The 26,116-nt window shown below is 61.9% G+C and carries 17 protein-coding genes and 3 pseudogenes; 10 read left to right on the forward strand and 10 right to left on the reverse strand.

What is annotated here, in order from left to right; translation table 11 throughout:
* The first annotated feature begins 223 nt into the window (after positions 1–223).
* Complete coding sequence (mazG, locus tag DQ405_RS10490) at positions 224–1,054, forward strand: nucleoside triphosphate pyrophosphohydrolase (RefSeq protein WP_168424170.1); 831 nt, start codon at positions 224–226, stop codon at positions 1,052–1,054.
* 122 nt (positions 1,055–1,176) lie between these two features.
* Complete coding sequence (locus DQ405_RS10495; protein WP_168424171.1) at positions 1,177–1,716, forward strand: DUF2058 domain-containing protein; 540 nt, start codon at positions 1,177–1,179, stop codon at positions 1,714–1,716.
* Between the two features lie 330 nt (positions 1,717–2,046).
* On the opposite strand, the gene DQ405_RS10500 is transcribed toward DQ405_RS10495, so the two are convergent.
* Positions 2,047–2,730 (reverse strand): phosphoribosyltransferase, encoded by a 684-nt coding sequence (locus DQ405_RS10500; RefSeq protein ID WP_168424172.1) that lies wholly within the window; start codon positions 2,728–2,730, stop codon positions 2,047–2,049.
* Between the two features lie 3 nt (positions 2,731–2,733).
* The gene (locus DQ405_RS10505; protein ID WP_168424173.1) at positions 2,734–4,065 is read right to left on the reverse strand and encodes an erythromycin esterase family protein; all 1,332 of its coding nucleotides are present in this window, start codon (positions 4,063–4,065) and stop codon (positions 2,734–2,736) included.
* Positions 4,066–4,249: 184 nt separating this feature from the next.
* Here DQ405_RS10505 and DQ405_RS10510 point away from each other — a divergent pair, with 184 nt between their 5' ends.
* On the forward strand, positions 4,250–4,483 hold the full coding sequence (locus DQ405_RS10510) for a hypothetical protein (protein ID WP_168424174.1): 234 nt from the start codon (positions 4,250–4,252) through the stop codon (positions 4,481–4,483).
* A gap of 4 nt (positions 4,484–4,487) precedes the next feature.
* On the opposite strand, the gene pdeM is transcribed toward DQ405_RS10510, so the two are convergent.
* From pdeM to mfd, 8 genes and pseudogenes are all read right to left on the reverse strand, one after another.
* Positions 4,488–5,144 carry a ligase-associated DNA damage response endonuclease PdeM gene (gene pdeM, locus DQ405_RS10515; protein WP_168424175.1) on the reverse strand — a complete coding sequence of 219 codons (657 nt, stop codon included), beginning with the start codon at positions 5,142–5,144 and terminating at the stop codon, positions 4,488–4,490.
* Positions 5,145–5,500: 356 nt separating this feature from the next.
* Positions 5,501–8,097 (reverse strand): annotated as a pseudogene (locus tag DQ405_RS10520) (ligase-associated DNA damage response DEXH box helicase).
* 244 nt (positions 8,098–8,341) lie between these two features.
* Positions 8,342–10,050: pseudogene (locus tag DQ405_RS10525) on the reverse strand (ATP-dependent DNA ligase).
* 229 nt (positions 10,051–10,279) lie between these two features.
* A complete protein-coding gene (locus DQ405_RS10530; protein WP_168424176.1) occupies positions 10,280–11,293 on the reverse strand; it encodes a ligase-associated DNA damage response exonuclease in 1,014 nt (337 codons plus the stop codon).
* A gap of 195 nt (positions 11,294–11,488) precedes the next feature.
* Positions 11,489–12,051: pseudogene (locus DQ405_RS10535) on the reverse strand (hypothetical protein).
* 168 nt (positions 12,052–12,219) lie between these two features.
* The gene (locus tag DQ405_RS10540; protein ID WP_168424177.1) at positions 12,220–14,550 is read right to left on the reverse strand and encodes a DEAD/DEAH box helicase; all 2,331 of its coding nucleotides are present in this window, start codon (positions 14,548–14,550) and stop codon (positions 12,220–12,222) included.
* Between the two features lie 18 nt (positions 14,551–14,568).
* Entirely contained in the window at positions 14,569–14,868 is a 300-nt protein-coding gene (locus DQ405_RS10545) for a hypothetical protein (protein ID WP_168424178.1), read from the reverse strand.
* Between the two features lie 31 nt (positions 14,869–14,899).
* Positions 14,900–18,346 (reverse strand): transcription-repair coupling factor, encoded by a 3,447-nt coding sequence (gene mfd / locus DQ405_RS10550; RefSeq protein WP_168424179.1) that lies wholly within the window; start codon positions 18,344–18,346, stop codon positions 14,900–14,902.
* A gap of 157 nt (positions 18,347–18,503) precedes the next feature.
* Here mfd and DQ405_RS10555 point away from each other — a divergent pair, with 157 nt between their 5' ends.
* The 7 genes from DQ405_RS10555 (at position 18,504) to nqrF (ending at position 26,116) form a co-directional block, all read left to right on the forward strand.
* Positions 18,504–19,955: a glyceraldehyde-3-phosphate dehydrogenase gene (locus tag DQ405_RS10555; protein WP_168424180.1), complete on the forward strand. Its 1,452-nt coding sequence runs from the start codon at positions 18,504–18,506 to the stop codon at positions 19,953–19,955.
* A 309-nt stretch (positions 19,956–20,264) separates the two neighbouring features.
* A complete protein-coding gene (locus DQ405_RS10560; protein WP_168424181.1) occupies positions 20,265–21,602 on the forward strand; it encodes a Na(+)-translocating NADH-quinone reductase subunit A in 1,338 nt (445 codons plus the stop codon).
* A 3-nt stretch (positions 21,603–21,605) separates the two neighbouring features.
* On the forward strand, positions 21,606–22,817 hold the full coding sequence (locus tag DQ405_RS10565; RefSeq protein ID WP_168424182.1) for an NADH:ubiquinone reductase (Na(+)-transporting) subunit B: 1,212 nt from the start codon (positions 21,606–21,608) through the stop codon (positions 22,815–22,817).
* Positions 22,810–23,598, forward strand: coding sequence for a Na(+)-translocating NADH-quinone reductase subunit C (locus tag DQ405_RS10570; RefSeq protein WP_168424183.1), 789 nt, complete (start codon positions 22,810–22,812; stop codon positions 23,596–23,598). Before DQ405_RS10565 ends, DQ405_RS10570 begins: the two co-directional genes overlap by 8 nt.
* Positions 23,595–24,269: an NADH:ubiquinone reductase (Na(+)-transporting) subunit D gene (locus DQ405_RS10575; protein WP_174824663.1), complete on the forward strand. Its 675-nt coding sequence runs from the start codon at positions 23,595–23,597 to the stop codon at positions 24,267–24,269. The genes DQ405_RS10570 and DQ405_RS10575 overlap by 4 nt, the downstream gene beginning before the upstream one ends.
* The gene (gene nqrE / locus DQ405_RS10580; RefSeq protein WP_168424185.1) at positions 24,269–24,877 is read left to right on the forward strand and encodes an NADH:ubiquinone reductase (Na(+)-transporting) subunit E; all 609 of its coding nucleotides are present in this window, start codon (positions 24,269–24,271) and stop codon (positions 24,875–24,877) included. The genes DQ405_RS10575 and nqrE overlap by 1 nt, the downstream gene beginning before the upstream one ends.
* 12 nt (positions 24,878–24,889) lie before the next feature.
* On the forward strand, positions 24,890–26,116 hold the full coding sequence (gene nqrF / locus DQ405_RS10585) for an NADH:ubiquinone reductase (Na(+)-transporting) subunit F (RefSeq protein ID WP_174824666.1): 1,227 nt from the start codon (positions 24,890–24,892) through the stop codon (positions 26,114–26,116).

Below are 26,116 nucleotides of genomic sequence, written 5' to 3' on the forward strand. Positions count from 1 at the left end.
GCAAAAGCCAACTCCGCTTTTTCAGCTGGCTTGCGCCTTGTCTGGCCATCGCTCGTGACGCTCGGGGCCGGGCGCGCGCACGTCTGAATCCGTAACGCAGAGCGCACGTAGGGTGGATGTCGCTTTTTACATCCACATGATGAGGCGGCGGTGGATGGGTGAAGCGTCATCCACCCTACGTTGGCCGCAAACTTCGATCTTCAAGCTTTCACCGAGGATTTTCATGTACCAGCTCAACGACCTCCTGCATCTGATGGCTCGGCTGCGCGACCCGCAGCATGGCTGCCCTTGGGATCTGCAGCAGGACTACGCCAGCATCGTGCCGCATACGCTCGAAGAGGCTTATGAGGTGGCGGATGCCATCGAGAGCGGTGACTTCGATCATTTACCGGGCGAGCTGGGCGACCTGTTATTTCAGGTCGTGTATTACTGCCAACTGGCGAGGGAGGAGGGGCGGTTCGAATTCGATTCGGTGGTCGACGGCATCACACGCAAATTGCTGCGGCGCCATCCTCATGTTTTCCCTGACGGTGATCTCTACGGCTCGCCTGAACTGCCACGTCTCGACGAGGCGACGATCAAGCAGCGCTGGGAAGAGATCAAGGCGGAGGAACGCGCAGAAAAATCCGCCGAGCCGGAGCAGCTGTCGTTGCTCGATGACGTGCCCAGTGCGCTGCCCGCCTTGAGCCGCGCGGCCAAACTGCAGAAGCGCACCGCTCAGGTCGGTTTCGACTGGCCGGACGCGTTGCCGGTGGTCGACAAGGTCCGCGAGGAGCTCGACGAAGTGCTGGAAGCCATGAGCGAGAACGACCCCGAGGCCATCGCCGAGGAGATCGGCGATCTGCTATTCGTCACGGTGAATCTGGCACGCCATCTGAAAGTCGACCCCGAGAATGCGCTGCGCGCGGCCAACCGAAAGTTCGAGCGACGCTTTCGCTTCATCGAACAAGCCTTGCGGGAAAGTGGCCGCGCCATCGAGAATTGCGACCTGGAAACGCTCGACGCGCTGTGGGGCGAGGCCAAGAAGGCGGAAAAGTCGCCTTCCTGCGGTTAACAGCAATGGCGCTTTGTAGGGTGGATGTCGCTTTTCACATCCACCACAATGCTGCCCGGTGGATCGGTAGCGCATGATCCACCCGACGTCTAATTTGAATCCACGACGAGACGAGCCGAAACATGAGTCTTTCCCTTCGCGATCAGCTGCTCAAAGCCGGGCTGGTCAATGAGAAGCAGGCCAAGCAGGCCGGCAAGCAGCAGCAGAAACAGCAGCGCCTGGTGAAGAAAGGCCAAGCCGAAAAGGATGACTCTCAACGTGAAGCGGCACTCAAGGCTCAGGCCGAGAAGCTCGCCCGCGATCAGGAGCTGAACCGTCAGCAGAAGGAAAAGGCCGAGCAGAAGGCACGCACGGCTCAGATCAAGCAGCTGATCGAAACCAGCCGTCTGCCCAAGCTGACCACCGAGGATTACTACAACTTCGTCGACGACAAGAAGGTCAAGCGTCTGTCAGTGAACAAGCTGATGCGCGACAAGCTGTCCAGCGGCTCGCTGGCCATCGTCCGGCACGGTGGCAGTTACGAAGTGATCCCGCGAGAGGCGGCGCTCAAGATTCAGGAGCGCGATCCGCGCCGTATCGTCCAGCTCAATGTTCAGACCGAAGCCCCGGACGCGGACGATCCTTACGCCGCTTACCAGATTCCCGACGATCTGATGTGGTAAGGGCTGTTTCCGACAGACCTCCCGCCACGGCTCCTTCGCTTTTGAAGGAGCCAGCTTGCTGGCAATCCGCTGTCAGCTGCTGCCACGCCGACAAAAGGACGGATTTCTGCCGGCCATAGAGCCTCTACTGCTATAGCCAATCCGGGCTTTCCGGTTACAGCAGGAGGACAGCGACATGGAAACCATCCCTTATACGGACGAGACGCTCAGTTGGCAGGCCCAGGGCGTGCCGGGTGACCCGGAGGAGCCGGCGTGCCGGATCTACCGAGTGAACCCGGCGAGCCGACCATTCCAGACCAGCCACCGCCGGCGCCGGTGGCCTGAATCGCGCTATAGCGGCGCGTCTGTGAAAGTCTGAGCCCGCTCGAGCAGGTCGATGACCTGCTCGTCGTTCGTCTGATCGAAATCTCCGTAATGGCGTCCGACGCCAATGAACGGCTCGGGCATTGCCAGACAGACCAGTTCGTCCACTTCCGATCTCAACATCTCCATTTCTGCGCGCGGACCGACCGGTACGGCGAGGACTATTTTGCTCGGGTTCGATTGCTTCAATCCCTTCAATGCGGCCCTGACCGTCGCACCCGTGGCGACACCATCGTCGATCACGATCACGCAGCGGTCGTTGAGCACCGGCGCAGGCCGGCCGCCACAGTAACGTTGCCGGCGACGTTCCAATTCGGCCAACTGGCGCTGCATTTCCTCCTCGAACCAGTTCGGCGGCGGTGCGATCTGGTTGATCAGCTCCTGATTGATCACCCACTTCGGTTCGGCGCCGTCGATCACCGCGCCCAGTGCCAGCTCTTCGTTGCCGGGCGCGCCGATCTTGCGCACCAGGACCAGATCGAGCGGGGCATTCAGCCGGTGCGCCACCTCGAAGGCAACGGGCACGCCGCCACGTGGCAAGGCCAGCACCAACGGTTTCAAGTCGGCCAGGTGTTGCAGCGCTTCGGCCAGTTCCTGGCCTGCATGGCTGCGGTCGCGGAATAGATAGGATTCAGGCATGAACGCACGCATGACTTACTCTCCGAATGGGTAGGTATCCGGAACGATCTGGTCGTCGATCAGCTGCGGGCCGATTGGCGTTACCGCAGTGGTCTGTTCCAGCCAGATCAAGGCATCGAACTGTTCGGACAGTATGGCCTGGAAATAGTGACTCTGCCGCTCGGTAGCTGGGCGGTAAATAACCCCGATCGCCCGTTCCAGACGGGGTCTGGCCAGCGCCTGACGTAGTGAGGCATCGTTGCGCCAGGTGGTCAGCGACGCCGCGATACCGGTACGCAGGAACAGCTGCTCCCAGCTGTCCGGACGCGATGGGCGAACCTGCTTGATCTGCATCGGCTCGTCCCAATTATCGGCAGCCGCAACTTCGCCCCGATCGGTGGCCATGCCGATCAGCACAGCGTCGTTGCCGAAGGCGGTACGGCACAGCTCGCCGATATTGAATTCTCCGCCCCAGCCCATGGAGGTGGATGCCGCATTGCCGATGTGCGAATTGTGCGCCCATACGACTGCCTTGGCGTTTTCGCCGCGGTGTTCCAGCAGGGCGCGAAGGGTGTCGAACATGTGCCGGTCGCGCAGGTTCCAGGATTCTGCCGAGCCCTGATACATCGCCCGGTAATACTGTTCCGCGGCGAGTACCACTCGGGCGTTTCGCTCGGCGTTGAAGAAGCTGCCGCCGCCTCGCTCCAGGTATTCCAGCCGCTGATCGAGCAGTGCGCGCAGTTGCTCGACTACGGCGTCTTCGCAGGACGGCTCGCCAAGCATCACCTTGTGACCGTAGATGGCCGGTTCCTCGTGCCATGGACTGAGGCAGCCGTAGCGACGACGCGCGGCGCTGGCGGCTTGCGGGTCGACGCCGTCGAGATATTCCAGCACTTCCCGTATCGAGGAGCCGAGGCTGTAGACGTCCAACCCACGAAACTCGACCCGCTGCTCGGGGCCCAACGCCTCGTTGTGATTGCGCAGCCAGGCGGCGAAATCTGCGACTTCCTGATTGCGCCACATCCAGGTCGGGAAGCGTTTGAAGCCTTCTTCGACCCAGGTCGGGGGCTGTTGGTGACGCACGTAGCAATCGATTTTCGTTGCATCCGGCCAATCCGCTTCCGCAGCGATGATATTGAAGCCGTGGTGCTCGACCAGTCGTCGGGTAATTTGCGCCCGGGCGCGGTAGAACTCCGACGTCCCATGGCTGGCCTCACCGATCAGCACCACTTTCGCATCGCCGAACTGGTCGAAGTGCTCGGCAAAGGCCGGGTCGTCGATGGCCGGAAGCGGCGTCGCATGGTGGCGTAGCTGCTTGACCAGCTGTTCTTCGGGGATCTCGGTGGATCGTGGGCGTGAACCAATCATGGCCTTTACCTCCTGTCTCATATCTACCGATGACCTGCGTCCCAGAGCCCTGTTCAGACCGTTCAGCAGGTCGTCTGATCAAGCGTAAGCGGCAGAACTGAATACGACGGGCTAGTCTCTAAACAGAGCGACGCCAATCTCGGCGAGCGGCTTAGCCGAAGGCGCTAGAAAAAAGGGGGCATCAATGACGACCTGGATCATCGCGTACAGCAAAGACGGCAACACATCCATTCTCAGGACCGAATCCGATCGCCAGCCGGATATAGAGGAGGCAGTAGCGCTGGTAACGCAAAAGGCCGAACGTGACTATGCCGGAGAGGAGGATGCGTACGAGCATGACCCGGATGTAGAGGAGACACCGGCCACTCGCCTGGCCGAACGCTTCGGTATCACCGTCACAGGCATCTCCCAGGCCTGATCGATCAAGCCACCCGCCACACGCTGTTATCCCCAACCACGTACAGACGCCGACCGGGGTCGGCGTCGACTTCCATCATGCCGGTGAAGCTGCCGAAGGCTGGCAGCAGACTCATGCGCTCGCCAATGCAGAAGCAGGGCAGGCGCAGGCTCTGCCGTCCGCGGCCGCTGAGTCGAAAAGCGGGATGCAGATGGCCGGCAAGGACATGATGGCTGGGGTGCGGATCGGGTTCGTGCTGCAGAGCAAAAGGACCGAGCAGCAGCGGCTCGGGGACGACATTCATCCCGAGGCTGGCGGGCGGATCCCCGGCTCGGCGGTCGTGGTTGCCGCGGATCAGGGTGATCGCCAGATCGGTGTGGATGGCGCGCCAGTCATGCAGCTGGCTGAGCGTGGCGGGCGTCTGCGACTCCGGCGCGTGCAGGAAGTCGCCGAGAAAGATCAGCTGCCCGCAGCGGTAACGGGCGAGCAGGGCATCAAGCCGCTGCAGGTTGGCCTGGGTAGTACCGTGGGGCACGGGTTGGCCAAGGCGACGGTAGGCGGCGGCCTTGCCGAAATGGATGTCGGCAATCAAGAGCGCCCGCTGTGCGGGCCAATAGATGGCCTTCTCGGCGAGCAGCCAGAGCTCGGTCTGTTCCAGCTCGATGGGCAGGTGGGGCGTCATGCCGGCAGTTTATCGCGCACGAGTGGCGGTTCCTATGCCGGTGCGGGCTGCTTTTGACGTTGTGCGGGAGGCCCGCCTCTAGACGAAGCCTTGCTTGTTGGGCGTTCGCCAGCTTGCTTTCGCCGCGGGGCGCGCCTCCCACAAAAGCGGTGTGTGCGGGCTGCTCTTGATCTTGCGGGAGGCCGCCTCGAGACGAAGCTTTGCTTGGGGGCGTTCGCCAGCTTGCTTTCGCCGCGGGCGCGCCTCCCACAAAAGCGGTGTGGTGCGGGCTGCTCTTGATATTGTGGGAGGCCCGACCCGGGGCGAAGCTTTGCTTTTGGGGGCGGGCGGGAACTCATCTTCACGTCAGGACGTTTTCAGTGCATACGCCGCGCCTTTTTCGGCCGTGGCGTGCCGTCCTTGGTCGCGCGAGGTTTGCGCTTCGGGCTGGTGTCGCGTTCGACCGCGATGCTGGCGTTCGCTTCCGGCTGATAGCCGCCAGGGCCGGCGGCTTTGTCGAGTTCGGCAACCATCCTACGGATACGGTCGGCCAGCTTTTCCGAACTCAAGCTTTCACGGAAGCGTTCGACCATCAACGGGAACGCCAGCGGGGTGGTGCGTCTGACGACGTGCAGGTCCAGCTGGCGGCTCTGGAGCCGGCTCAGTGTCTGTTCCAGCCGCTCGACATCGAGTTCCTGGCGCAGCACCTCTTCCTCAGCCTGGGTCAGCAGCAGGTTGGCCGGGTCGTATTGGCGGAACACGTCAAAGAACAGTCCGCTGGAGGCCTGTAGCTGGCGGGCACTTTTTTGGGCGCCGGGATAGCCGGAAAAGACCAGCCCGGCGATGCGCGCAATCTCGCGGAAGCGCCGGCGTGCCAGCTCGCCGGCATTGAGGCTGGCCAGCACGTCGTGCAAGAGAGCGTCCTGGCTGAACAGCGCTGGCGTCAGCCACTGCTGCCAGTCCACCTCGGTGCCGAGAGCAGCTCGAATCCGTAGTCGTTGACGGCAATGGAAAAGGTCAGCGGCTGGCGCTGGCCGATGCGCCAGGCCAGCAGGCTGGCGAGGCCCAGGTGTACGTGGCGCCCGGCGAAGGGGTAGAGGAACAGGTGCCAGCCCTCGCGGGACTTCATCACCTCGGCCAGCAGGGTGGTCTCGGTGGGCAGTGCCGACCAGTCCAGCTGCACCCGCAGCAGCGGCTCGACCAGGCGCATCTCGGGGCTGACGAATTGGCCGCGCGAGGCGGCGCCTAGCTGCTCGACCACCGCATCGGCGAGTTCGCTGGAAAGCGGCATGCGGCCACCGTTCCAGCGCGGTACTGCAGCTTTCCGGCCCGTCGCGCGGCTGACGTAGGCGGTCATGTTCTCGACGCGCACCAGTTCGAGCAAACGCCCGCCGAAAAGGAAGTTGTCACCGGGACGCAGGCGGGCGATGAAGCCCTCCTCAATGCTACCCAGCGAGCGGCCGCTGCCACCCTTGGCCCAGAATTTCACCGTCAGGCTGGCATCGCTGACGATGGTGCCGATGCTCATTCGATGGCGCAGCGCCACGCGGCGACTCGGCACCTTCCATAGCCCGGTCTCATCCGGCTCGACGCGCTGGTAATCGGGATAGGCGGTCAGCGAATGGCCGCCATGGCGGACAAAGGCCAGCGCCCATTGCCAGTGGTCATCCGTCAGGTCGCGGTAGGACCAGGCCTGGCGCACTTCGGCGAACAGCGCGTCGGGACGGAAGCCGCCGCCCAGCGCCATGCTGACCAGATGCTGGACCAGCACGTCCAGCGGCCGATGCGGCGCGCTGCGGGCTTCGATCCGTCGTTCGGTGATCGCCACCTGGGCGGCGGCGGCTTCCACTACTTCCACGCTGTGCGTCGGCACCAGGGTGACTCGTGAGGTGCGCCCCGGCGCGTGGCCGGAGCGCCCGGCGCGCTGCATCAGCCGCGCCACGCCTTTCGGCGATCCAATCTGCAGCACGCGCTCGACCGGGAGGAAGTCGACCCCCAGATCCAGGCTCGACGTACAGACGACCGCTTTGAGCGCGCCTTGCTTGAGCCCCTGTTCGACCCAGTCGCGGACTTCACGCGCCAGCGAACCATGGTGCAGGGCAATCAGCCCGGCCCAGTCAGGGCGCGCTTCGAGAATCGCCTGATACCAAAGCTCGGATTGCGAACGGGTGTTGGTGAACACCAGCGTGGTGGCCGCCGAGTCGATCTGCTCGACCACCTGCGGCAGCATGCGCAGGCCGAGATGCCCGGCCCAGGGGAAGCGCTCGATACTCGGCGGCAGCAGCGTATCGACGCGCAGGTCCTTGTCGACCTTGCCCTGCACCAGGCGACCATTGCCCGGATGCAGCAGTACGTCCAAGGCATGAGGCTGATTACCCAACGTCGCCGACAGCCCCCAGACGATCAGCTCCGGCATCCACTGGCGCAGCCGCGCCAGCGCCAGTTGCAGCTGCACGCCGCGCTTGTTGCCCAGCAGCTCATGCCATTCGTCCACCACCAGCATGCGCAGCCCGGCGAAGGCCTGGCGCGCGTCGGCGCGGGTCAGCAGCAAGGTCAGGCTCTCTGGCGTGGTGACCAGAGCGCTGGGCAGGCGTCGACCCTGACGCGCGCGTTCGGCACCGCTGGTGTCACCGGTCCGCAGGCCAATGCTCCAGTTGATGCCGAGATCGACCAGCGGGGCCTGCAGGGCACGGGCGGTGTCGGCTGCCAGCGCACGCATGGGGGTGATCCAGAGGACCGTGAGCGGAGCGGGCTTGTCCGCCGCGGCGGGTTGCCGTGGGTCCGATGTGGGCGCCGCAAATTGGTTCAATGCAGCTAGCCAGACGGCATAGGTCTTGCCGGAGCCGGTCGTGGCGTGCAACAGGCCGGACTCGCCGTCCGCTACGGCCTGCCAGACGTCACGTTGAAACGGGAAGGGCGTCCACCCGCGCTCATCGAACCAGCGTTCGCCGATCGTGGCAGGCGACGTGCTCATGCCTGACGCCGCGCCCGGTATGAGATCGGATCGTGGTGCTCTTCGTAGGAGCGAGCTTGCTCGCGAAGCTGGAACTGCGCGTGGCAGCGGATCGCCAGCAAGTTGGCTCCTACAGGTGCGGCGGGCTTGTGCTTTTCGTAGGAGTGAGCTTGCTCGCGATCAGGAGATACCGCGTGGCTATGGATCGCCAGTAAGGAGCTGGGAGTTCCCTCGGCTCCGAGAGGAGGGTATTGCTGCGGCAAGGTCATCCAAGCAGTTCCTTCAGCGTCTCCAGCGTATCAGCCTCGTCCACTGGCTTGTCGTGACGCCAGCGCAGCATGCGCGGGAAGCGCACGGCGATGCCGCTCTTGTGCCGGCTGCTGGCAGCGATGCCTTCGAAGCCGAGCTCGAATACCAAGGTAGGCGTCACGCTGCGCACCGGCCCGAACTTTTCCACGGTGGTCTTGCGCACGATGGCATCGACCTTGCGCATCTCCTCGTCGGTCAGGCCCGAATAGGCTTTGGCAAAGGGCACCAGCTTGCGCTCGGGATCGCCCGGCTCGCCATCCCAGACGGCGAAGGTGAAGTCGGTATAAAGACTGGCGCGCCGACCATGGCCGCGTTGGGCGTAGATCAGCACAGCGTCAACGGAATAGGGATCAATCTTCCATTTCAACCAGACGCCGACGTCTTTGGTACGGCCCACCCCGTACTGCGCGGCCTGCGCCTTGATCATCATGCCCTCGACACCGAGCGCGCGCGAGGCTTCGCGCTGGCGCGCCAGCTCTTGCCAGTCACTACCCTGTACCAGCGGTGAGGTCATCAGCCGTGGGTTAGAGCACCGATCGACCACAGCCTCGAGCTGTTGCCGGCGCTCGCGGTGCGGGCGCTGCCTCCAGTCGTCACCTTGCCATTCCAGCAGGTCGTAGGCGAGCACCGCGACGGGCGCGTCCTGCAGCACCTTTGCGGTGAGGTTCTTGCGGCCGATGCGTTGCTGCAACAGGGCGAACGGTTGCACCCCGAATCGCTCGGTTGCGGGCGTCGTATCGCCTTCTGGCGTTATGAACAGCCCATCTGACGGCGCGTCGGGCGCAGCTTTCCAGACCACAATTTCGCCGTCGATCACCGTGCCGTCCGGCAGGCAGCCAGCCAGTTCGCAAAGCTCCGGAAAGCGATCGCTGACCAGCTCTTCGCCACGCGACCAGATCCAGATTTGCTCGTCACGCTTGACCAGCTGGGCGCGGATACCGTCCCACTTCCACTCGACGAACCAGTTCTCCGGCGCGCCGAGCAAGGTGTCGAACTCTTCCACTGGTGTTTGCAACGAGTGCGCGAGGAAAAACGGGTAGGGCTGGCCGCCGCGCTGGGCATGTTCGTGTTCGGACTCATCGGCGATCAGCGCGAGATAGCGTTCGGCGCTGGGGCGATGGGACAGGTCGGTATAGCCCACCAGCCGCTGGGCCACGCGTTTGGGATCGAGCTCGACCAGCGAGGCGAGCGCGCGGGTGACCAGCAGTTTTGAAACGCCGACGCGAAAGGCGCCAGTGATCAGCTTGATACAGACCATCAGGCTGAGTCGATCCAGCTGCGCCCAAAGGGCCGGCAGGCGCTCCGCCAGTTCCGCCGGCGGCAGGCCACGCAGTGGCAGCAGTTTGTCCTGCATCCAAACGGCGAGCCCGTCGTTAGAGCTGTGCTCGGCTTCTGGGATCAGCAGGGAAACGGTTTCGGCGATGTCGCCAACAGCCTGATAGCTCTCCTCGAACAACCACTCCGGTAACCCCGAAGCCTGCACAGCGGTTTCGCGCAACACACGGGCCGGCACCAGCTGGCGGGGCCGGCGCCGCGAGAAAAATAGACCGCCCAGGCCGCATCGGCGGGGTCGGCTTCGCGGAAATAGTCGCGCATGGCCGCGAGCTTGGCGTTGCTCGACGTGGTGGCATCGAGTCGGCTGTAGAGGGTGGCGAAGGCTTTCATGCAGCACCGCCGTCGTGCATTGGCGGGGCCGGATCGCCAGCAAGCTGGCGCCTACGAGAGCGGTGTGGTGGTCTGTGTTGGTCAGGTATCCGTAGGCGCCAAGGGGACGGCCTGCTCGTTGACGATAATGGGAAATGTAGGATTGTCGGATCGCGAGCAAGCTCGCTCCTGCAAGAGCAGTGCGGTATGCCGTGGGTCTGCGAACGGGACTGAGCGGTGGAATGCCGGATCATTCGGCCCCCTGAGCGGCATCGTCTTCTTCACCGTATTCGGTTTCAAAGGCCTGCGCATCGAGGCCGCGCATTTCGCGCAAATAGCGCACCAGCACCGCTACCGAGCCGTGGGTCACCATCACCCGTTCGGCGCCGGTCTGTTCGATGGCCCAGAGCAGGCCGGGCCAGTCGGCATGGTCGGACAGCACGAAGCCGCGATCGACACCGCGCCGCCGTCGGGTGCCGCGCAGCATCATCCAGCCACTGGCGAAGGCGTCGGCATAGTCGCCGAAACGACGCATCCAGGTGCTGCCACCGGCCGACGGCGGCGCAAGGATGATGGCCTGCTTCAAGAGAGGGTCGCTTTTCTTCAGGTCGCCGGCATAGACGGTGGGGGGCAAATAGATGCCACCCTCACGGTAAACCTTGTTCAACGGTTCCACCGCACCGTGGACCACGATCGTGCCGATGCTTTCGTCAAGCCCGTGCAAGATGCGCTGCGCTTTGCCGAAGGCATAGCAGAACAGCACGCTGGGGCGGCCTGCCGCAGCGTTAGCCCGCCACCAGTCGTTGATCTCTCGGAGTACCTCGGTTTGCGATGGCCACTTGTAGATCGGCAGGCCGAAGGTCGATTCGGTGATGAAGGTATGGCAGCGCACCGGCTCGAAGGGCGCGCAAGTGCCATCAGGCTCGACTTTGTAGTCGCCTGAAGCGACCCATACCTCGCCCTTATATTCGAGGCGCACCTGGGCCGAGCCCAGCACATGTCCGGCGGGGTGGAAGCTCAAGCGGACGCCGTGATGTTCGACCGACTCGCCATAGGCTAGCGTTTGCAACGGCATGTCGGAGGCGATGCGTGAGCGCAGAATGCCTTCGCTGTCGCTGGAGGCCAGGTAATGACCCATGCCCCACCGCGCATGGTCGCCGTGGGCATGGGTGATGACGGCACGGTCGACCGGGCGCCAAGGATCGATGTAGAAATCCCCGGGCGGGCAGTAGAGGCCTTCGGGGCGAGCGACGACAAGGTCCATTACATACAGGCACTTTGAGGGCTTGTAGCGTTGGAGCCCGGCGTAGCGCTGCGAGTTCGCTTGGGGTGACGCTGGTGGGCTAAAGCCCACGCTACGGCGGCGTGCGCACCAAGCTTCAGCGTTACCGTATGGACGGCGATGGGTAGGGTGGGCCGGGCGGCGTTCCGCTTCAGCCCACCGCCTGGATACGGGCGATCATTCCTGCAGTTTGATATGCGAGGTATCTGGCACGGGCGCATCGCTGGCGCGGCGCCGTTCAGCCAGATCGCTGCCGACCGGCGCCAAGCTGAATTGCGACAGGTCGACGGCCGGCGGTTGCGCTGCTGGGCGAGCGTCCTGCAGGTCGCGCCCACGGGCGCGATGCCAAAATCTGGCGCCTCGACATCGACGAAGGCGGCCATGTACTCGTCGCGGGGGGGTACCTTAAGCGGCTGCGGCGATGACCCAGAGCCGGAAGCAGCCGATGGCTGCGGTGCGGCGGCAGGCGCTTCGTCAGGTGGCGGGGCAAGGACGATCTCCTCGACCTCCACCGGCATCGGCCGGACCTCGGCGACTGCACCTGCACGGGCCATGGCCTGGCGGTATTTCTCGACACTGGCGTGGTCGAGGTCCTGCTTGATCACGATGCGGCGGCCGGAAAACAGCGCGGCAATCCGCTTGGCATCGGCCTGAAATAGCCGGGCCAGGTTGGCCTCGACCTGCTCCAGGGTGGCGCCAGGCGCGAGCTCGCCGGAGAAAGCGATTTCGTAGCGACTCATGAAGGGGTTCCTCGTTTGGCGAAGCCTTTGCCGCAGATACTAGCCGTTCCTGCGTTGTCTCGGACAAGGCGCCACGGCTATACGCGGGGAAATTGAATGAAATGAGGCGGGGCTGGCAAAACCACCGCTGTGCTCTTGCCTTCGCTCACTTCGCGCCCCGTACATAGCTCATGGCAGGGGCGCGAAGAGGGCGTCGATATCGCTCTGCTGCACATCCCAGTCACCGTCGACGTTGCCCTCCAGTACGCCCGCCGCCAGTTCGGCCTTGCGCCGCTGCAGTTGCTGGATGCGCTCTTCGACCGTGCCACGGGTGATCAACCGATAGACGAACACCGGTTTGTCCTGCCCGATGCGGTAGGCGCGGTCGGTGGCCTGATTTTCCACGGCCGGGTTCCACCAAGGATCGTAGTGGATGACGGTGTCGGCGGCGGTGAGGTTGAGGCCGGTGCCGCCGGCCTTCAGGCTGATCAAGAACAACGGGACTTCGCCGGCCTGGAAGCGATCGACCGGGGTGCGCCGGTCGCGGGTCGCGCCAGTCAGCTTCACATAATCGATGCCGCGCTTATCCAGCGCTTGCTCGATCAGTGCCAGCATCGAGGTGAACTGTGAAAACAGCAGCACGCGCCGGCCTTCGTTGAGCATGCCGGTCAGAATTTCCAGCAGGCTGTCGAGCTTCCCGGAGCTGCTGCTGCGCGAAGGGGCGGCTGGCTCGTTCTTGACCAGGCGAAGATCGCAGCAGACCTGGCGCAGTTTCAGCAGGGCCTCAAGGATGACGATCTGGCTGCGTGCCAGTCCCTTACGGTCGATCTCGTCGCGAACCTTGCTGTCCATGGCGAGACGGACGGTTTCATAGAGGTCGCGCTGGGCATCGCTGAGTTCCACCCAGTGGATGATTTCGTTCTTCGCGGGCAATTCCCGGGCAACGTCTTCCTTGTGCCGCCGCAGCAGGAAGGGCTTGATTCGCGACTTGAGGTGGGCGAGCCGATGCAGATCGCCGTGCTTTTCGATCGGCGCACGGTAGCGGCGGGCGAAACTCTTGGCATCATCCAGCCAGCCGGGCATCAGGAAGTCGAACAGCGACCAGAGCTCGCCAAGGTGATTCTCCAGCGGCGTACCGGTGAGACACAGCCGTTGGCGCGCGTCGAGCTGGCGTATCGCATGGCCGGCCTTGCTCGATGGGTTCTTGATGTTCTGCGCTTCGTCGAGGATCAGTACGTGGAATGGTTGATGCTGCAGTGCGTCGACATCGCGCGGCAGCAGGGCATAAGTAGTCAGCAACAGATCATAGTCGCCGAGGTGGGAAAACAGCTGGCGCCGTGACGGACCCTGAAGCGCCAATACGCGCAAATCTGGCGCAAAGCGCGCTGCTTCGTCCTGCCAGTTGGGAATCAGGCTGGTCGGCATCACGACCAGCGCCGGACGGTCCAGACGCCCGGCCTGCTTCTCTAACAGCAGGTGGGCAAGGCTCTGCAGCGTTTTGCCCAGCCCCATGTCGTCACCCAGAATGCCACCGGCACCCAGTTCCCGCAGGGTCTGCAACCAGTTGAGACCCTGCAGCTGATAAGGCCGTAGTTGTGCCTGCAGACCCAGCGGCGGGTTCACGGTCACGCGTTGCAGATTCTGCAGTCGGTCAGCGAATGCACGTAGCGCCTCGCCGCCTTGCCATTCCATCGGTAGCTCGCCGAGCCCGGCCAGCCGAGCCGCGTCCCCATGGCCCAGGCGCAGGCGCGAATCCACTGGCTGGTCGTGCAGGTAGAGTTCGCTGAGCGTGGCGAGGATTGGTTTCAAACGCCCATACGGCAGCGCCACCTGCAGCGGATGGCCGTCACTACGACGTAGTTGGTCGAGCTGCACCCGCAGTTGATCAATGTCACTGTGCTGTTTCAGGCTCTCGGGACTGAGCAGCTCCGGACTTTGGCGGATCAGCTTGAGCAGCACCGGCAGCAGGCTGATTTGCTGACCATCGACAACAATACCCAACTCCAGCTCGAACCAGTTCCGATCGTCCGATTCGTGGATGTTCGCGAACCAGGACTGGACCGGCGTCAGGTCAAACAAGAACCCTGGGGCGATCTCGATTTCCCAGCCCTGGGTGCGCAGTTGCGGCAGGATCTCCTGGACGAAGCGCAGCCAGCCATCGTCATTGGCCAGCTGATACATTTCCGCCGAATCCTTGGGCAGGGCCAGGCTTTGACGCAGTGCCGGACGAAAACCGAATTGCTCGAGTTGCTGCCGAAACGCCTGCTCCGTCTGTGGCTGGCGCCGGAAGATGATCACTTCTTCGTTGCGCAGATGCCGTACCGGCTCACCGTCGCGCTTGCCGTGCACAAGGGCGTCGTCGTACCGAAAACTGAGGCCGGCCCGATGCTGGTATTCGCGCGCCATGCGCTGATTGCCTGGCTGATAATGAGCCGCCAGATGGCTGCCCAGACTCAACTGCGGAACCGGGACGATCGGGCCGAGGTGGCGTTCGGGACGCGGAGGAAGAGGCGGAGCCATATGCGCGGTGCTCCGTCGTCAGAAGGGCTCGCTCAGCCAGCCGAGGCTATGCTGAGCGAGGTCGCTGAATCTGCCGGGTTCGACGCTATTGCCATTCGCCGGGCTGAAATAGAGGGCAGGTTCGCTGTGCGGTGATTGCAGCCGCTGCGATCCGTTCAGGCGCACTGCATCCGGCGCCCGATCGCCAGGCACCGACTGCCTGGCCGGCGGCGACGAAGCCTGACGAAAGGGGACCCTTTTCGCCCGATACAGCTGCTCTGCCAGTGCTGCTGGCGATACCAGCAGCGACAGCAGGGCGAAACGGGACAACCACTGCATACGCTTCCTTAATTTCCTTGCGCGTCTTCGATTACTTTGAACCGGCCGCGAGCCGCTCCAATAGAGCTTCCAAGGTGTTGAAGCGTTCCTCCGCCCGTTCCATGGGTACCTGAAATTTGAACACCGTAGCGCCTTCGAACTTGTAGCGGTTGGGCTGGCTCTGGATCAGCTTGATCAGCGTCATCGGATCGACGCTGGTGTCGGCGGCGAACTCGATGCGTCCGCCTTGCGGGCCGGCATCGATCTTGGTGATGCCCAGGCTCGATGCCTGCAGCTTGAGCAGCGTCAGCCTGACCAGATGCTTGGTCGGCTCCGGCAGCAGGCCGAAGCGGTCGATCATCTCCACCTGCAGTTCGCGCAGACCGTTCTCGTCAGCGGCGTTAGCGATGCGCTTGTAAAGGATCAGCCGCGCATGGACGTCCGGCAGGTAGTCCTCGGGGATCAGTGCCGGTACGCGCAGGTTGATTTCCGGGCCGCCGCCTAGCGGCTGGTCGAGGTTCGGCTGCTCGCCTTTCCGGATCGCCTTGACCGCACGCTCGAGCATTTCCATATAAAGGGTGAAACCGACGGCCTGGATCTGTCCACTCTGGCCGTCACCCAGCAGCTCGCCGGCCCCGCGAATTTCGAGATCATGGGTGGCGAGCACGAACCCGGCACCCAGATCCTGCGCGTTGGCGATGGCTTCCAGGCGCTTTTCGGCGTCTGGGGTCATGGCCTTGCGTGGCGGGGTCAGCAAATAGGCGTAGGCCTGGTGGTGGCTACGCCCGACGCGTCCGCGCAGCTGGTGCAGCTGAGCCAGGCCGAACTTGTCGGCGCGCTCGATGATGATGGTGTTCGCGCTGGGCACGTCGATACCGGTTTCGATGATGGTCGAGGCGATCAGCACGTTGAAGCGCTTGTGATAGAAGTCCCCCATCACCTGTTCCAGCTCGCGCTCTCGCATCTGTCCATGGCCGACACCAATCCGTGCTTCGGGCACCAGCTCGGCGAGGTCGGCGGCGCACTTCTCGATGGTCTTGACGTCGTTGTGCAGGTAGTAGACCTGGCCGCCGCGCAGCAGCTCACGCAACAGGGCTTCCTTGATGACCGAGTTCTGCTGCTCCATCACGAAGGTGCGCACCGACAGCCGACGCGCCGGCGGTGTAGCGATGATCGACAGATCGCGCATGCCGGCGACCGCCATGTTAAGCGTCCGCGGAATTGGCGTGGCGGTAAGCGTGAGGATATCCACCTCGCTGCGCAGGGCCTTTAGCTGCTCCTTCTGGCGCACGCCGAAACGGTGTTCCTCGTCGATGATGACCAAGCCCAGGTTGGTGAACTTCACGTCATCCTGCAGCAGCTTGTGGGTGCCGATGAGAATGTCCACTTTACCTTCAGCCAGCTGATCCACGGCTGCCTGGATTTCCTTGGCGGACTTGAATCGGCTCATCACTTCGACCCGCACCGGCCAATCGGCGAAGCGGTCGCGAAAGCTGTTGTAATGCTGCTGCGCGAGCAGGGTGGTCGGCACCAGAACCGCGACCTGGCGTCCGCTGTGAACCGCGATGAAAGCGGCGCGCATGGCTACCTCGGTCTTGCCGAAGCCGACGTCACCGCAGATCAGACGGTCCATCGGTTTGGGCGCTAGCATGTCGCTGCGCACGGCTTCGATGGCGGCTTGCTGGTCCGGCGTTTCCTCGAACGGGAAGCCGGCGCTGAAGGTTTCGTAATCGAGCTGGGGATCCTCGAAGGCATAGCCCTCGCGCGCGGCGCGACGGGCGTATATGTCGAGCAGCTCCGCGGCGACGTCGCGCACTTGTTCGGCGGCCTTGCGCTTGGCCTTCTGCCAGGTTTCCGAACCCAGCCGGTGCAACGGTGCCAGGGCATCGTCGCTGCCGGTATAGCGCGCGATCAGGTGCAGGCTGGCCACCGGCACATAGAGCTTGGCTTCCTCAGCGTACTGCAGCTGGAGGAATTCGGCAGCCTGGCCTTCGATTTCCAGCGTGACCAGCCCTTGATAGCGACCGACGCCATGGTCGATGTGCACCACCGGCGCGCCTTCGCGCAGCTCGGTAAGGTTTTTGATGACGTTCTCGCCAGCGTCGCGACTCTTCTCACGGCGCCGACGTTGCATGATTCGCTGGCCGAACAACGGGCTCTCAGCGATCAACGCCAGGGCCGGGTCTTGAAGCAGGAGTCCGTCATCCAGCGGGGCGATAGCGATCGCCAGGCGCTCCTGGCTCTCGACGAACTGCGGCCAGCCAGCCACTTCCTGCGGACGCAACTTCAACCGTGCCAGCAGTTCCAGCAGCACTTCGCGACGCCCGGCGGACTCAGCGGTAAAGAGCACGCGGCCAGGGAATTCATCGAGGAAACGCCGCAACGCACCCAGCGGCTCGCTGGCCTTGGCGTCTATCGCCAGTTCGGGAAAGCGGCTGGCGGGAAATCTTTCACGGCCGATACCGGTTTCCACGTCATCCTGGCTAGCCACTACGCGTGGCCAGGATTTTAGATGAGCGAAGCAATCTTCCACCGGCATGAACAGCTCGGCGGGCGGCAGCAGCGGCCGCTCGGGATCGACGCGACGCTCCTCGTAACGGTTGCGCACGTCTTTCCAGAAATGCTCAGCAGCCTGCTCGATTCCCGGCAGTGAGAACACCTGGGTGTCCTCTGGGAGGTAATCGAACAGCGTTGCTGTCTCGTCAAAAAACAGCGGCAGGTAATACTCGATGCCCGCCGGCGTGATGCCGGTGGACAGGTCCTGGTAGACCGGGCAGCGACGGAAGTCCACATCGAAGCGCTCACGGAAGCGAGCGCGAAAGCCGGTGACCGACTCCTTTTTCAGGGGAAATTCACGGGCTGGCAGCAGGCGGATCGACTCTACCTTGTCGATCGATCGCTGATTCTCTGGATCGAAGGTGCGCAGCGTTTCGATCTCGTCGTCGAACAGATCGATGCGGTAGGGCAGGGCGCTGCCCATGGGAAACAGATCGGTCAGCGCGCCACGCACGGCGAATTCGCCGTGTTCGTAAACAGTATCGACGCAGCGGTAACCGGCCGCCTCCAGACGCAGGCGCATCTGCTCGACATCGAGCTTTTGGCCGATATCCAGCACCAGGCTGGAGCCGAGCAGGAAACGCTTGGGTGCGAGCCTGTGTAGCGCCGTGGTGATAGGAACTACCAGTACGCCGTGGGTCAGCTCAGGAAGCTGATAGAGCGCCGCGATGCGCTGAGAGATGATGTCCTGGTGCGGCGAAAAAACGTCATAGGGCAGCGTCTCCCAGTCGGGAAAGTGCAGGACCGGCAGCGTCGGCGCGAAAAACGCGAGCTCTTCCTGCAGGCGCTCGGCGCTCTGGCTGTCAGCCGTGAGAAGAAGGGTGAATCGGTCTGCGTTGCTGGCTGCTTCGGCGATAGCCAGGCTCAGCGCGGCTCCAGGAAGGTTGCCCCAGGTTTGCTTGCCGCTGGCGGCAGGCATGGGCGGAAGGCGCAATACGGACACGAGTGGGCGTGGCTCCGGTCGAAAAATGGACCGCCCGGATTGTAACTATCCGCGCGGGACGCTGTCAGTGTTTCCGCTGCACAGATTGCCGGCGCTAGGGTGCCCCGGCATAATGTAGCCACTTTTCTCAGCCCCTACATGTTGGAAGGAACTGCCCGTGACTCAGAAGCCCGACCAGTGTCTTGGTGAATGGATTGATCGAGAAGCCCTCGCCGAAGCGATGATTCCGCTGATTGGTCAGCTGTATCGTAACAATAACGTAGTGACTTCCATCTATGGCCGCGGTCTGATCAATCGTTCGGTCATCGCGCTGCTCAAAGCACATCGCTTTGCCCGCCACCGTCAGGCTGACGAAGCTGAGCTCTGCGTAAACGAGACACACCAGATTCTCACCACCATGAGCGACATGAATCTGGGTGCTGCCTCCGTCGACCTCGGCAAGGTCGTGGCCAAGTACAAGGCCGAGGGTAATGGTCGCACCCTCGACCAGTTCGTGCGTGACGAGCTCGCAGACGTTGCCGGCAAGCGCAACACCTCGGGCACGCATAAAGGCACTGACGTCGTGCTCTATGGTTTCGGTCGTATAGGCCGTCTACTGGCGCGCATCCTCATCGAGAAGACCGGTGGTGGCGACGGCCTGCGCCTGCGGGCGATTGTCGTGCGCAAGGGCGCCGAAAATGATCTGGTCAAGCGTGCCAGTCTGCTGCGTCGCGACTCGGTACATGGTCCGTTCGACGGCACGATTCATATCGATGCCGAAAACAACACCATCACTGCCAACGGCAACCTGATCCAGGTGATCTACTCGAACGATCCGTCCTCGGTTGACTACACCCAGTACGGCATTGAGAACGCGCTGCTAGTCGACAACACCGGCAAATGGCGCGACGCCGAAGGCCTTGGTCAGCACCTCAAGTGCCCGGGCGTTGCCCGCGTTGTACTGACGGCACCCGGTAAGGGCGAGCTGAAGAACATCGTGCATGGTATCAACCATGGCGAAATCACCGCCGATGACAAGATCGTATCGGCAGCGTCATGCACCACGAACGCTATCGTGCCGGTACTCAAGGCGGTCAACGACCAGTACGGCATCGTGAACGGTCATGTGGAAACGGTGCATTCTTATACCAACGACCAGAACCTGATCGACAACTTCCACAAGGGCAGTCGTCGCGGTCGTAGCGCTGCGCTGAACATGGTCATCACCGAGACCGGGGCCGCCACTGCCGCTGCCAAGGCGTTGCCGGTACTCAAGGGCAAGCTGACGGGCAACGCCATTCGCGTTCCGACGCCTAACGTTTCCATGGCGATTCTCAACCTGAATCTCGAAAAGGCGACGTCCCGCGACGAAATCAACGAGTACCTGCGCCAGATGGCCATGCATTCGGATCTGCAGAAGCAGATCGACTTCGTCAATTCCCAGGAGGTGGTTTCGACGGACTTCGTTGGTTCGCGTCATGCCGGCGTGGTCGATGCCGAAGCTACCATCTGCAGCGATAACCGAGTCGTTCTATATGTCTGGTACGACAACGAGTTTGGCTATAGCTGCCAGGTCGTTCGTGTGATGGAAGACATGGCCGGAGTTAATCCACCCGCCTTCCCGCGCTAACGCATCGGGTGGTAAGCAAAACGGGAGCTTCGGCTCCCGTTTTGCATTTCGTCGGAAAAATCCGTCGTGCATGACCTTTCAGTAGGCCGCGTCAATAGTTAGTTACAGCGAAACGCTTGTCCCCAGTCAAAAAATTGAAAGACCTTGGGTGGTCAGTCACGGGTCGCGACCTCTATAATCGGGCGGATTTCTACCTGGGCCCGCGGCATAGCGTCGCGCTGATAACTTTTCAGTGCGTGTTGTGCAATTCGACTTTAGCCAAGCCGCGTGGCTCGTAAAAAGCCTTTTAAATCAGTGGTTAGCGAACCGATGATCAATATAAAACGTGGGCTTGATTTGCCCATTGCAGGTGCGCCGGCGCAGCGTATCGAGGCTGGAAGGCCCGTGCGAAGCGTCGCCGTATTGGGGTTTGACTACCCCGGCATGAAGCCGACCATGGACGTTCAGGTCGGTGATCGGGTTAAGTTGGGACAGGTGCTGTTCTTCGATAAGAAGACACCAGGTGTCGCGTTCACCGCACCCGGCGCTGGCGTCGTCAGCGCCGTCCATCGCGGTGAGAAGCGCGTCCTTCAATCGGTAGTCATTGACCTCGACGGCACCGATGAGATGACATTCAGTCAGTACGATGCCGCCGAGCTCGAAGGGTTGAGCGATGCCCAGGTTCGCGAGAACCTGCAGCAGTCGGGTCTCTGGACCGCACTGCGCACGCGTCCCTACAGCAAAGTGCCAGCCGTCGATGCCGTGCCCAGCTCCATTTTCGTCACGGCAATCGATACCCATCCGCTTGCCGCCGATCCGGTCACCGTTATCGGTGAACGTACCGCTGACTTCGAAGCGGGCCTCAAGGTTCTCGGTAATCTCGGCAAGCTGTTTTTATGCAAGGCTGAGGGTGCCTCGCTGCCGGGCGAGCAGCTCGCCAAGGTTACGACTGAAAGTTTCTCCGGCCCCCATCCTGCCGGTTTGGCTGGCACCCACATTCATTTCCTTGATCCTGTCAGCGCGAGCAAGAGCGTCTGGACCATCGGCTATCAAGATGTGATCGCCATCGGCGCGCTGTTCACCAGTGGCCGCCTGTCAGTCGAGCGTGTGGTATCGCTTGCCGGTCCTGTGGTGGAGAAGCCGCGCCTGGTGCGTACCCGTCTGGGGGCGAGTCTCGACGAGCTGACCGCCGGTGAGCTGCAACCCGGTGCCAATCGCGTCGTGTCTGGTTCTGTGCTGGGTGGTCGTACGGCGCATGGTGCCTTCGCCTACCTGGGCCGCTATCACCAGCAGGTTTCCTGCCTGCGTGAGGGCAAAGAGCGCGAGATGCTGCATTACCTGCGGGCCGGTAGCGACAAGCACTCGATCCTCAATATCTATATCTCCAAGCTGATGGGCGGCAAGAAGTTCGCCTTCTCGACGTCCACCAACGGCAGCCCCCGCGCCATGGTGCCGGTCGGGAACTACGAGGAGATCATGCCGCTCGACGTGCTGCCGACTCAGTTGCTGCGTTCCTTGATCGTCGGAGATACCGAGGTCGCACAGAAGCTCGGCTGTCTTGAGTTGGATGAGGAAGATCTGGCGCTGTGCACCTATGTCTGTGCCGGAAAATACGAATACGGCCCGATCCTGCGGGACAACCTGACTCGCATCGAGAAGGAGGGGTAAGGAATGGGCATTCGCGAATTCCTCGACAAGATCGAGCACAATTTCGAGAAGGGCGGCAAGTACGAGAAGTGGTATGCACTCTACGAAGCCGCAGATACCTTCCTTTATCGTCCGGGCAGCGTGACCAAGACCACCGCTCATGTACGTGACGGCATCGACCTCAAGCGCATGATGATCACGGTGTGGCTGTGTACTTTTCCGGCAATGTTCTTCGGTATGTGGAACACCGGTTACCAGGCCAACCTGATATATGCGGCGAACCCCGATCTCCTCGCGGCACAGGACGGCTGGCATTTTGCGCTGATCAGTGCCTTGGCTGGCTTCGACCCCGGCAGCATGTGGGATAACTTCGTTCAGGGCGCGGCTTACTTCCTGCCGGTCTACGCGGTGACCTTCATCGTCGGCGGCTTCTGGGAAGTGCTGTTCGCCTCGATCCGCAAGCATGAAGTCAACGAAGGGTTCTTCGTCACATCGGTGCTGTTCGCCCTGATTCTGCCGCCCAGCATTCCGCTGTGGCAGGTCGCCTTGGGTATCAGCTTCGGTATCGTGATCGGCAAGGAGATCTTCGGCGGTACCGGCAAGAACTTCCTCAACCCGGCTCTGACCGGCCGTGCCTTCTTGTTCTTCGCTTATCCAGCGCAGATGTCGGGGGACGAGGTCTGGACTGCGGTGGATGGCTTTTCCGGTGCAACCGCGCTCAGCCTGAGCTTTGCCGGCGGCATGGACAATGTGATCGCCAGCGGTATCACCTGGATGGATGCCTTCGTCGGAACCATGCATGGTTCGATCGGGGAAACCAGCACGCTGGCCATCCTCATTGGCGGTGCGGTGCTGCTGATGACCAAGATCGCGTCCTGGCGGATCGTCGCCGGCGTGATGATCGGCATGATCGCGCTGAGCTATCTGTTCAACCTGATCGGCTCGGACAGCAATCCGATGTTCGCCATGCCCTGGTACTGGCATTTGGTGGTGGGTGGTTTCGCCTTTGGCCTGATCTTCATGGCGACCGATCCGGTTTCAGCCTCGATGACCAATACAGGTAAATGGGTCTTCGGCATTTTAATTGGCGTGATGGTGGTGCTGATCCGGGTGGTAAACCCGGCATTTCCGGAGGGCATGATGCTGGCGATTCTGTTCGCCAACCTGTGCGCACCGTTGATTGACCACTTTGTCATTCAGGCCAACATCAAGCGGAGGCTGGCGCGTAATGTCTAGTCAAAAAGAATCCACTGCCCGCACCCTGGTAGTGGCACTGTTGGTTTGCCTGGTCTGCTCGGTGTTCGTCGCCGGCGCGGCTGTGGCGCTACGCCCGACGCAGCTGGAAAACCGCCAGCTGGACAAGCAGCGCAGCATTCTGGCAATCGCCGGTTTGGGCGAAGCAGGCATGTCTGCCAACCAAGTCAAGACCTTGTACGGCGAGCGCATCGTGGCGAGGTTAATCAACCTGGAAACTGGCGAGTTCAGTGACGAGTTCGACCCGAATAGCTTCGATCCACTGGTCGCTGCCAAGGATCCCGAACTGTCCAAGGCCCTGCCGGGCGAAGATGACATCGCCTCGATCAAGCGTCGCGAGCGTTACAGCGTCGCCTACATCGTGGAAGAGAACGGTGAGATGGAAACGCTGATCCTGCCCGTGCGCGGTTACGGCCTGTGGTCGACCCTCTATGGCTTTATTGCCGTCAAGGACGATCTCAATACGGTCGCAGGCCTCGGCTTCTACCAACACGGCGAGACGCCGGGTCTTGGTGGTGAGGTGGACAATCCCAGGTGGCGTAGCCAGTGGGAAGGCAAGGAGCTATTCAACGACAACGGCGAACTGGTGATTCAGGTCGTCAAAGGCGGTGTCGATCCGCAGAGTCCAAGGGCTGACCATCAGGTCGACGCCCTGGCCGGTGCAACCTTGACCAGCAACGGGGTAAACAACCTGCTGCATTTCTGGCTGGGCGAAAACGGCTTCGGTCCATTTATCGCTAACCTGCGCGCTGGGGAGGCTTGATCATGTCGCAACCTACTATCAAGGAAGTCCTGTTCAATCCGGTCTTCAACAACAACCCCATCGGCCTGCAGATCCTTGGGATCTGCTCGGCCCTGGCGGTTACCTCCAACCTCAAGACCGCGCTGGTAATGTCCGTCGCGCTGACGTTGGTAGTGGCGTTCTCGAACCTGTTCATCTCGATTATCCGCAGCCAGATTCCTGGCTCGATCCGCATGATCGTGCAGATGGTCATTATCGCCTCGCTGGTAATCCTGGTTGACCAGGTCCTCAAGGCTTATGCCTTCACACTGTCCAAACAGCTGTCGGTATTCGTCGGGCTGATCATCACCAACTGCATCGTAATGGGGCGTGCCGAAGCCTTTGCCATGCAGAACCCGCCGATGCTTTCCTTCTTCGACGGCCTCGGTAACGGTCTCGGCTATAGCGCCATGCTGATCGGGCTCGGGATCATCCGCGAGCTGTTCGGTGCCGGCAAGCTGATGGGGTACACCATCCTGCCGGTCGTTAATGACGGGGGCTGGTATCTGCCGAACGGCATGATGTTGCTGCCGCCTTCCGCGTTCTTCCTGATCGGCCTGTTCATCTGGGGCATTCGCGTCTGGAAAAAAGAGCAGGTCGAGAAGCCTTCCTTCAAGATGGCGCCGCAAGTCTCCAACAAGGAGGCCTACTAATGGAGCATTACATCAGCCTCTTCGTCCGCGCCGTGTTCATCGAGAACATGGCCCTGGCGTTCTTCCTTGGCATGTGTACCTTCATCGCCATTTCGAAGAAGGTGGAAACGGCGATTGGCCTGGGTATCGCGGTTATCGTAGTCCAGACCATTACCGTTCCGGCCAACAACCTGATCTACACCTATCTCCTCAAGGCAGGTGCGCTGTCGTGGGCCGGCCTGCCCGAGGTCGATCTGAGCTTCCTCGGTCTGCTGAGTTATATCGGCGTGATCGCGGCTATCGTGCAGATACTCGAGATGACCCTCGACAAGTATGTGCCGAGTCTCTACAACGCCCTGGGTGTGTTCCTGCCACTGATTACCGTGAATTGCGCCATCTTGGGTGGCACGCTGTTCATGGTCGAGCGCGACTATAACCTCGCCGAGGGCGTGGTTTATGGCATGGGCTCGGGACTTTCCTGGGCATTGGCCATCGCTCTGCTGGCTGGTATCCGCGAGAAGCTCAAATACAGCGATGTTCCGGAAGGCTTGCAGGGGCTGGGGATCACGTTCATCACCATCGGACTGATGTCGCTGGGCTTCATGTCTTTCTCTGGCGTACAGCTGTAAGGACGGGATGAACTGATGAGTTACGAAATTTTCCTCGCTATTGGGATGTTCACCGCCATCGTGCTCACGCTGGTCCTGATCATCCTGGCAGCACGTGCCAAGCTGGTCTCCAGTGGTGATATCAGCATCGAGATCAACGGCGAACGCACCATCACCGTACCCGCGGGCGGCAAGCTGCTGCAGACGCTCGCTGCGAACAACATCTTCCTCTCGTCCGCCTGTGGCGGCGGCGGTACCTGCGCGCAATGCAAGTGCATCGTCGAGAGCGGTGGTGGCGAGATGCTGCCGACCGAGGAGTCGCATTTTACCCGTCGTGAGGCGGGCGAAGGCTGGCGGCTATCCTGCCAGACTCCGGTCAAGGCGGACATGAAGATCGAGGTGCCCGAAGAAGTGTTCGGTGTGAAGAAGTGGGAATGCACCGTGCTGTCCAACCCGAACGTGGCGACCTTCATCAAGGAGCTGACGCTGAAGCTGCCGGAAGGCGAGAACGTCGACTTCCGCGCAGGTGGTTACGTGCAGCTGGAATGCCCGCCGCATGAGGTTCGCTATAAGGACTTCGATATTCAGGAGGAATATCGCGGTGACTGGGACAAGTTCAACCAATGGAAGTACGTATCCAAGGTCGACGAGACCGTGATTCGTGCCTATTCCATGGCGAACTACCCGGAAGAGGTTGGCCTGGTGAAGTTCAATATCCGTATTGCATCACCACCACCGGGCAAGGACGATTTGCCGCCAGGCAAGATGTCATCCTGGGTGTTCAGCCTCAAGCCAGGCGACAAGGTTACCGTCTACGGTCCGTTCGGTGAATTTTTCGCCAAGGACACCGATGCGGAAATGGTTTTCATCGGCGGTGGTGCCGGTATGGCGCCAATGCGTTCGCACATCTTCGACCAGCTCAAACGTTTGAAATCCAAGCGCAAGATGAGCTTTTGGTACGGCGCGCGCTCGATGCGCGAGGCGTTCTACGTTGAGGAGTACGATCAGCTGCAGGCGGAGAACGAAAACTTCCAGTGGCATCTCGCACTGTCCGATCCGCAGCCGGAAGACAACTGGGACGGCCCTACCGGCTTCATTCACAACGTGCTGTACGAGAACTATCTGAAGGATCATCCAGCGCCGGAAGATTGCGAGTTCTATATGTGCGGCCCGCCAATGATGAACGCCTCGGTGATCAAGATGCTCACCGATCTGGGCGTCGAACCGGAGAACATCCTGCTCGACGACTTCGGCGGCTAG

Source organism: Pseudomonas sp. SST3 (assembly GCF_003325755.1).

What these genes read in the sequence shown, in the direction of transcription:
- DQ405_RS10545 (WP_168424178.1), bottom strand. Translation starts at nt 14,868, where the DNA reads ATGCAGTGGTTGTCCCGTTTCGCCCTGCTGTCGCTGCTGGTATCGCCA.
- DQ405_RS10495 (WP_168424171.1), top strand. Translation starts at nt 1,177, where the DNA reads ATGAGTCTTTCCCTTCGCGATCAGCTGCTCAAAGCCGGGCTGGTCAAT.
- pdeM (WP_168424175.1), bottom strand. Translation starts at nt 5,144, where the DNA reads ATGACGCCCCACCTGCCCATCGAGCTGGAACAGACCGAGCTCTGGCTG.
- DQ405_RS10560 (WP_168424181.1), top strand. Translation starts at nt 20,265, where the DNA reads ATGATCAATATAAAACGTGGGCTTGATTTGCCCATTGCAGGTGCGCCG.
- DQ405_RS10505 (WP_168424173.1), bottom strand. Translation starts at nt 4,065, where the DNA reads ATGATTGGTTCACGCCCACGATCCACCGAGATCCCCGAAGAACAGCTG.
- DQ405_RS10500 (WP_168424172.1), bottom strand. Translation starts at nt 2,730, where the DNA reads ATGCGTGCGTTCATGCCTGAATCCTATCTATTCCGCGACCGCAGCCAT.
- DQ405_RS10510 (WP_168424174.1), top strand. Translation starts at nt 4,250, where the DNA reads ATGACGACCTGGATCATCGCGTACAGCAAAGACGGCAACACATCCATT.
- DQ405_RS10530 (WP_168424176.1), bottom strand. Translation starts at nt 11,293, where the DNA reads ATGGACCTTGTCGTCGCTCGCCCCGAAGGCCTCTACTGCCCGCCCGGG.
- nqrE (WP_168424185.1), top strand. Translation starts at nt 24,269, where the DNA reads ATGGAGCATTACATCAGCCTCTTCGTCCGCGCCGTGTTCATCGAGAAC.
- DQ405_RS10540 (WP_168424177.1), bottom strand. Translation starts at nt 14,550, where the DNA reads ATGGCTCCGCCTCTTCCTCCGCGTCCCGAACGCCACCTCGGCCCGATC.
- DQ405_RS10565 (WP_168424182.1), top strand. Translation starts at nt 21,606, where the DNA reads ATGGGCATTCGCGAATTCCTCGACAAGATCGAGCACAATTTCGAGAAG.
- DQ405_RS10570 (WP_168424183.1), top strand. Translation starts at nt 22,810, where the DNA reads ATGTCTAGTCAAAAAGAATCCACTGCCCGCACCCTGGTAGTGGCACTG.
- mazG (WP_168424170.1), top strand. Translation starts at nt 224, where the DNA reads ATGTACCAGCTCAACGACCTCCTGCATCTGATGGCTCGGCTGCGCGAC.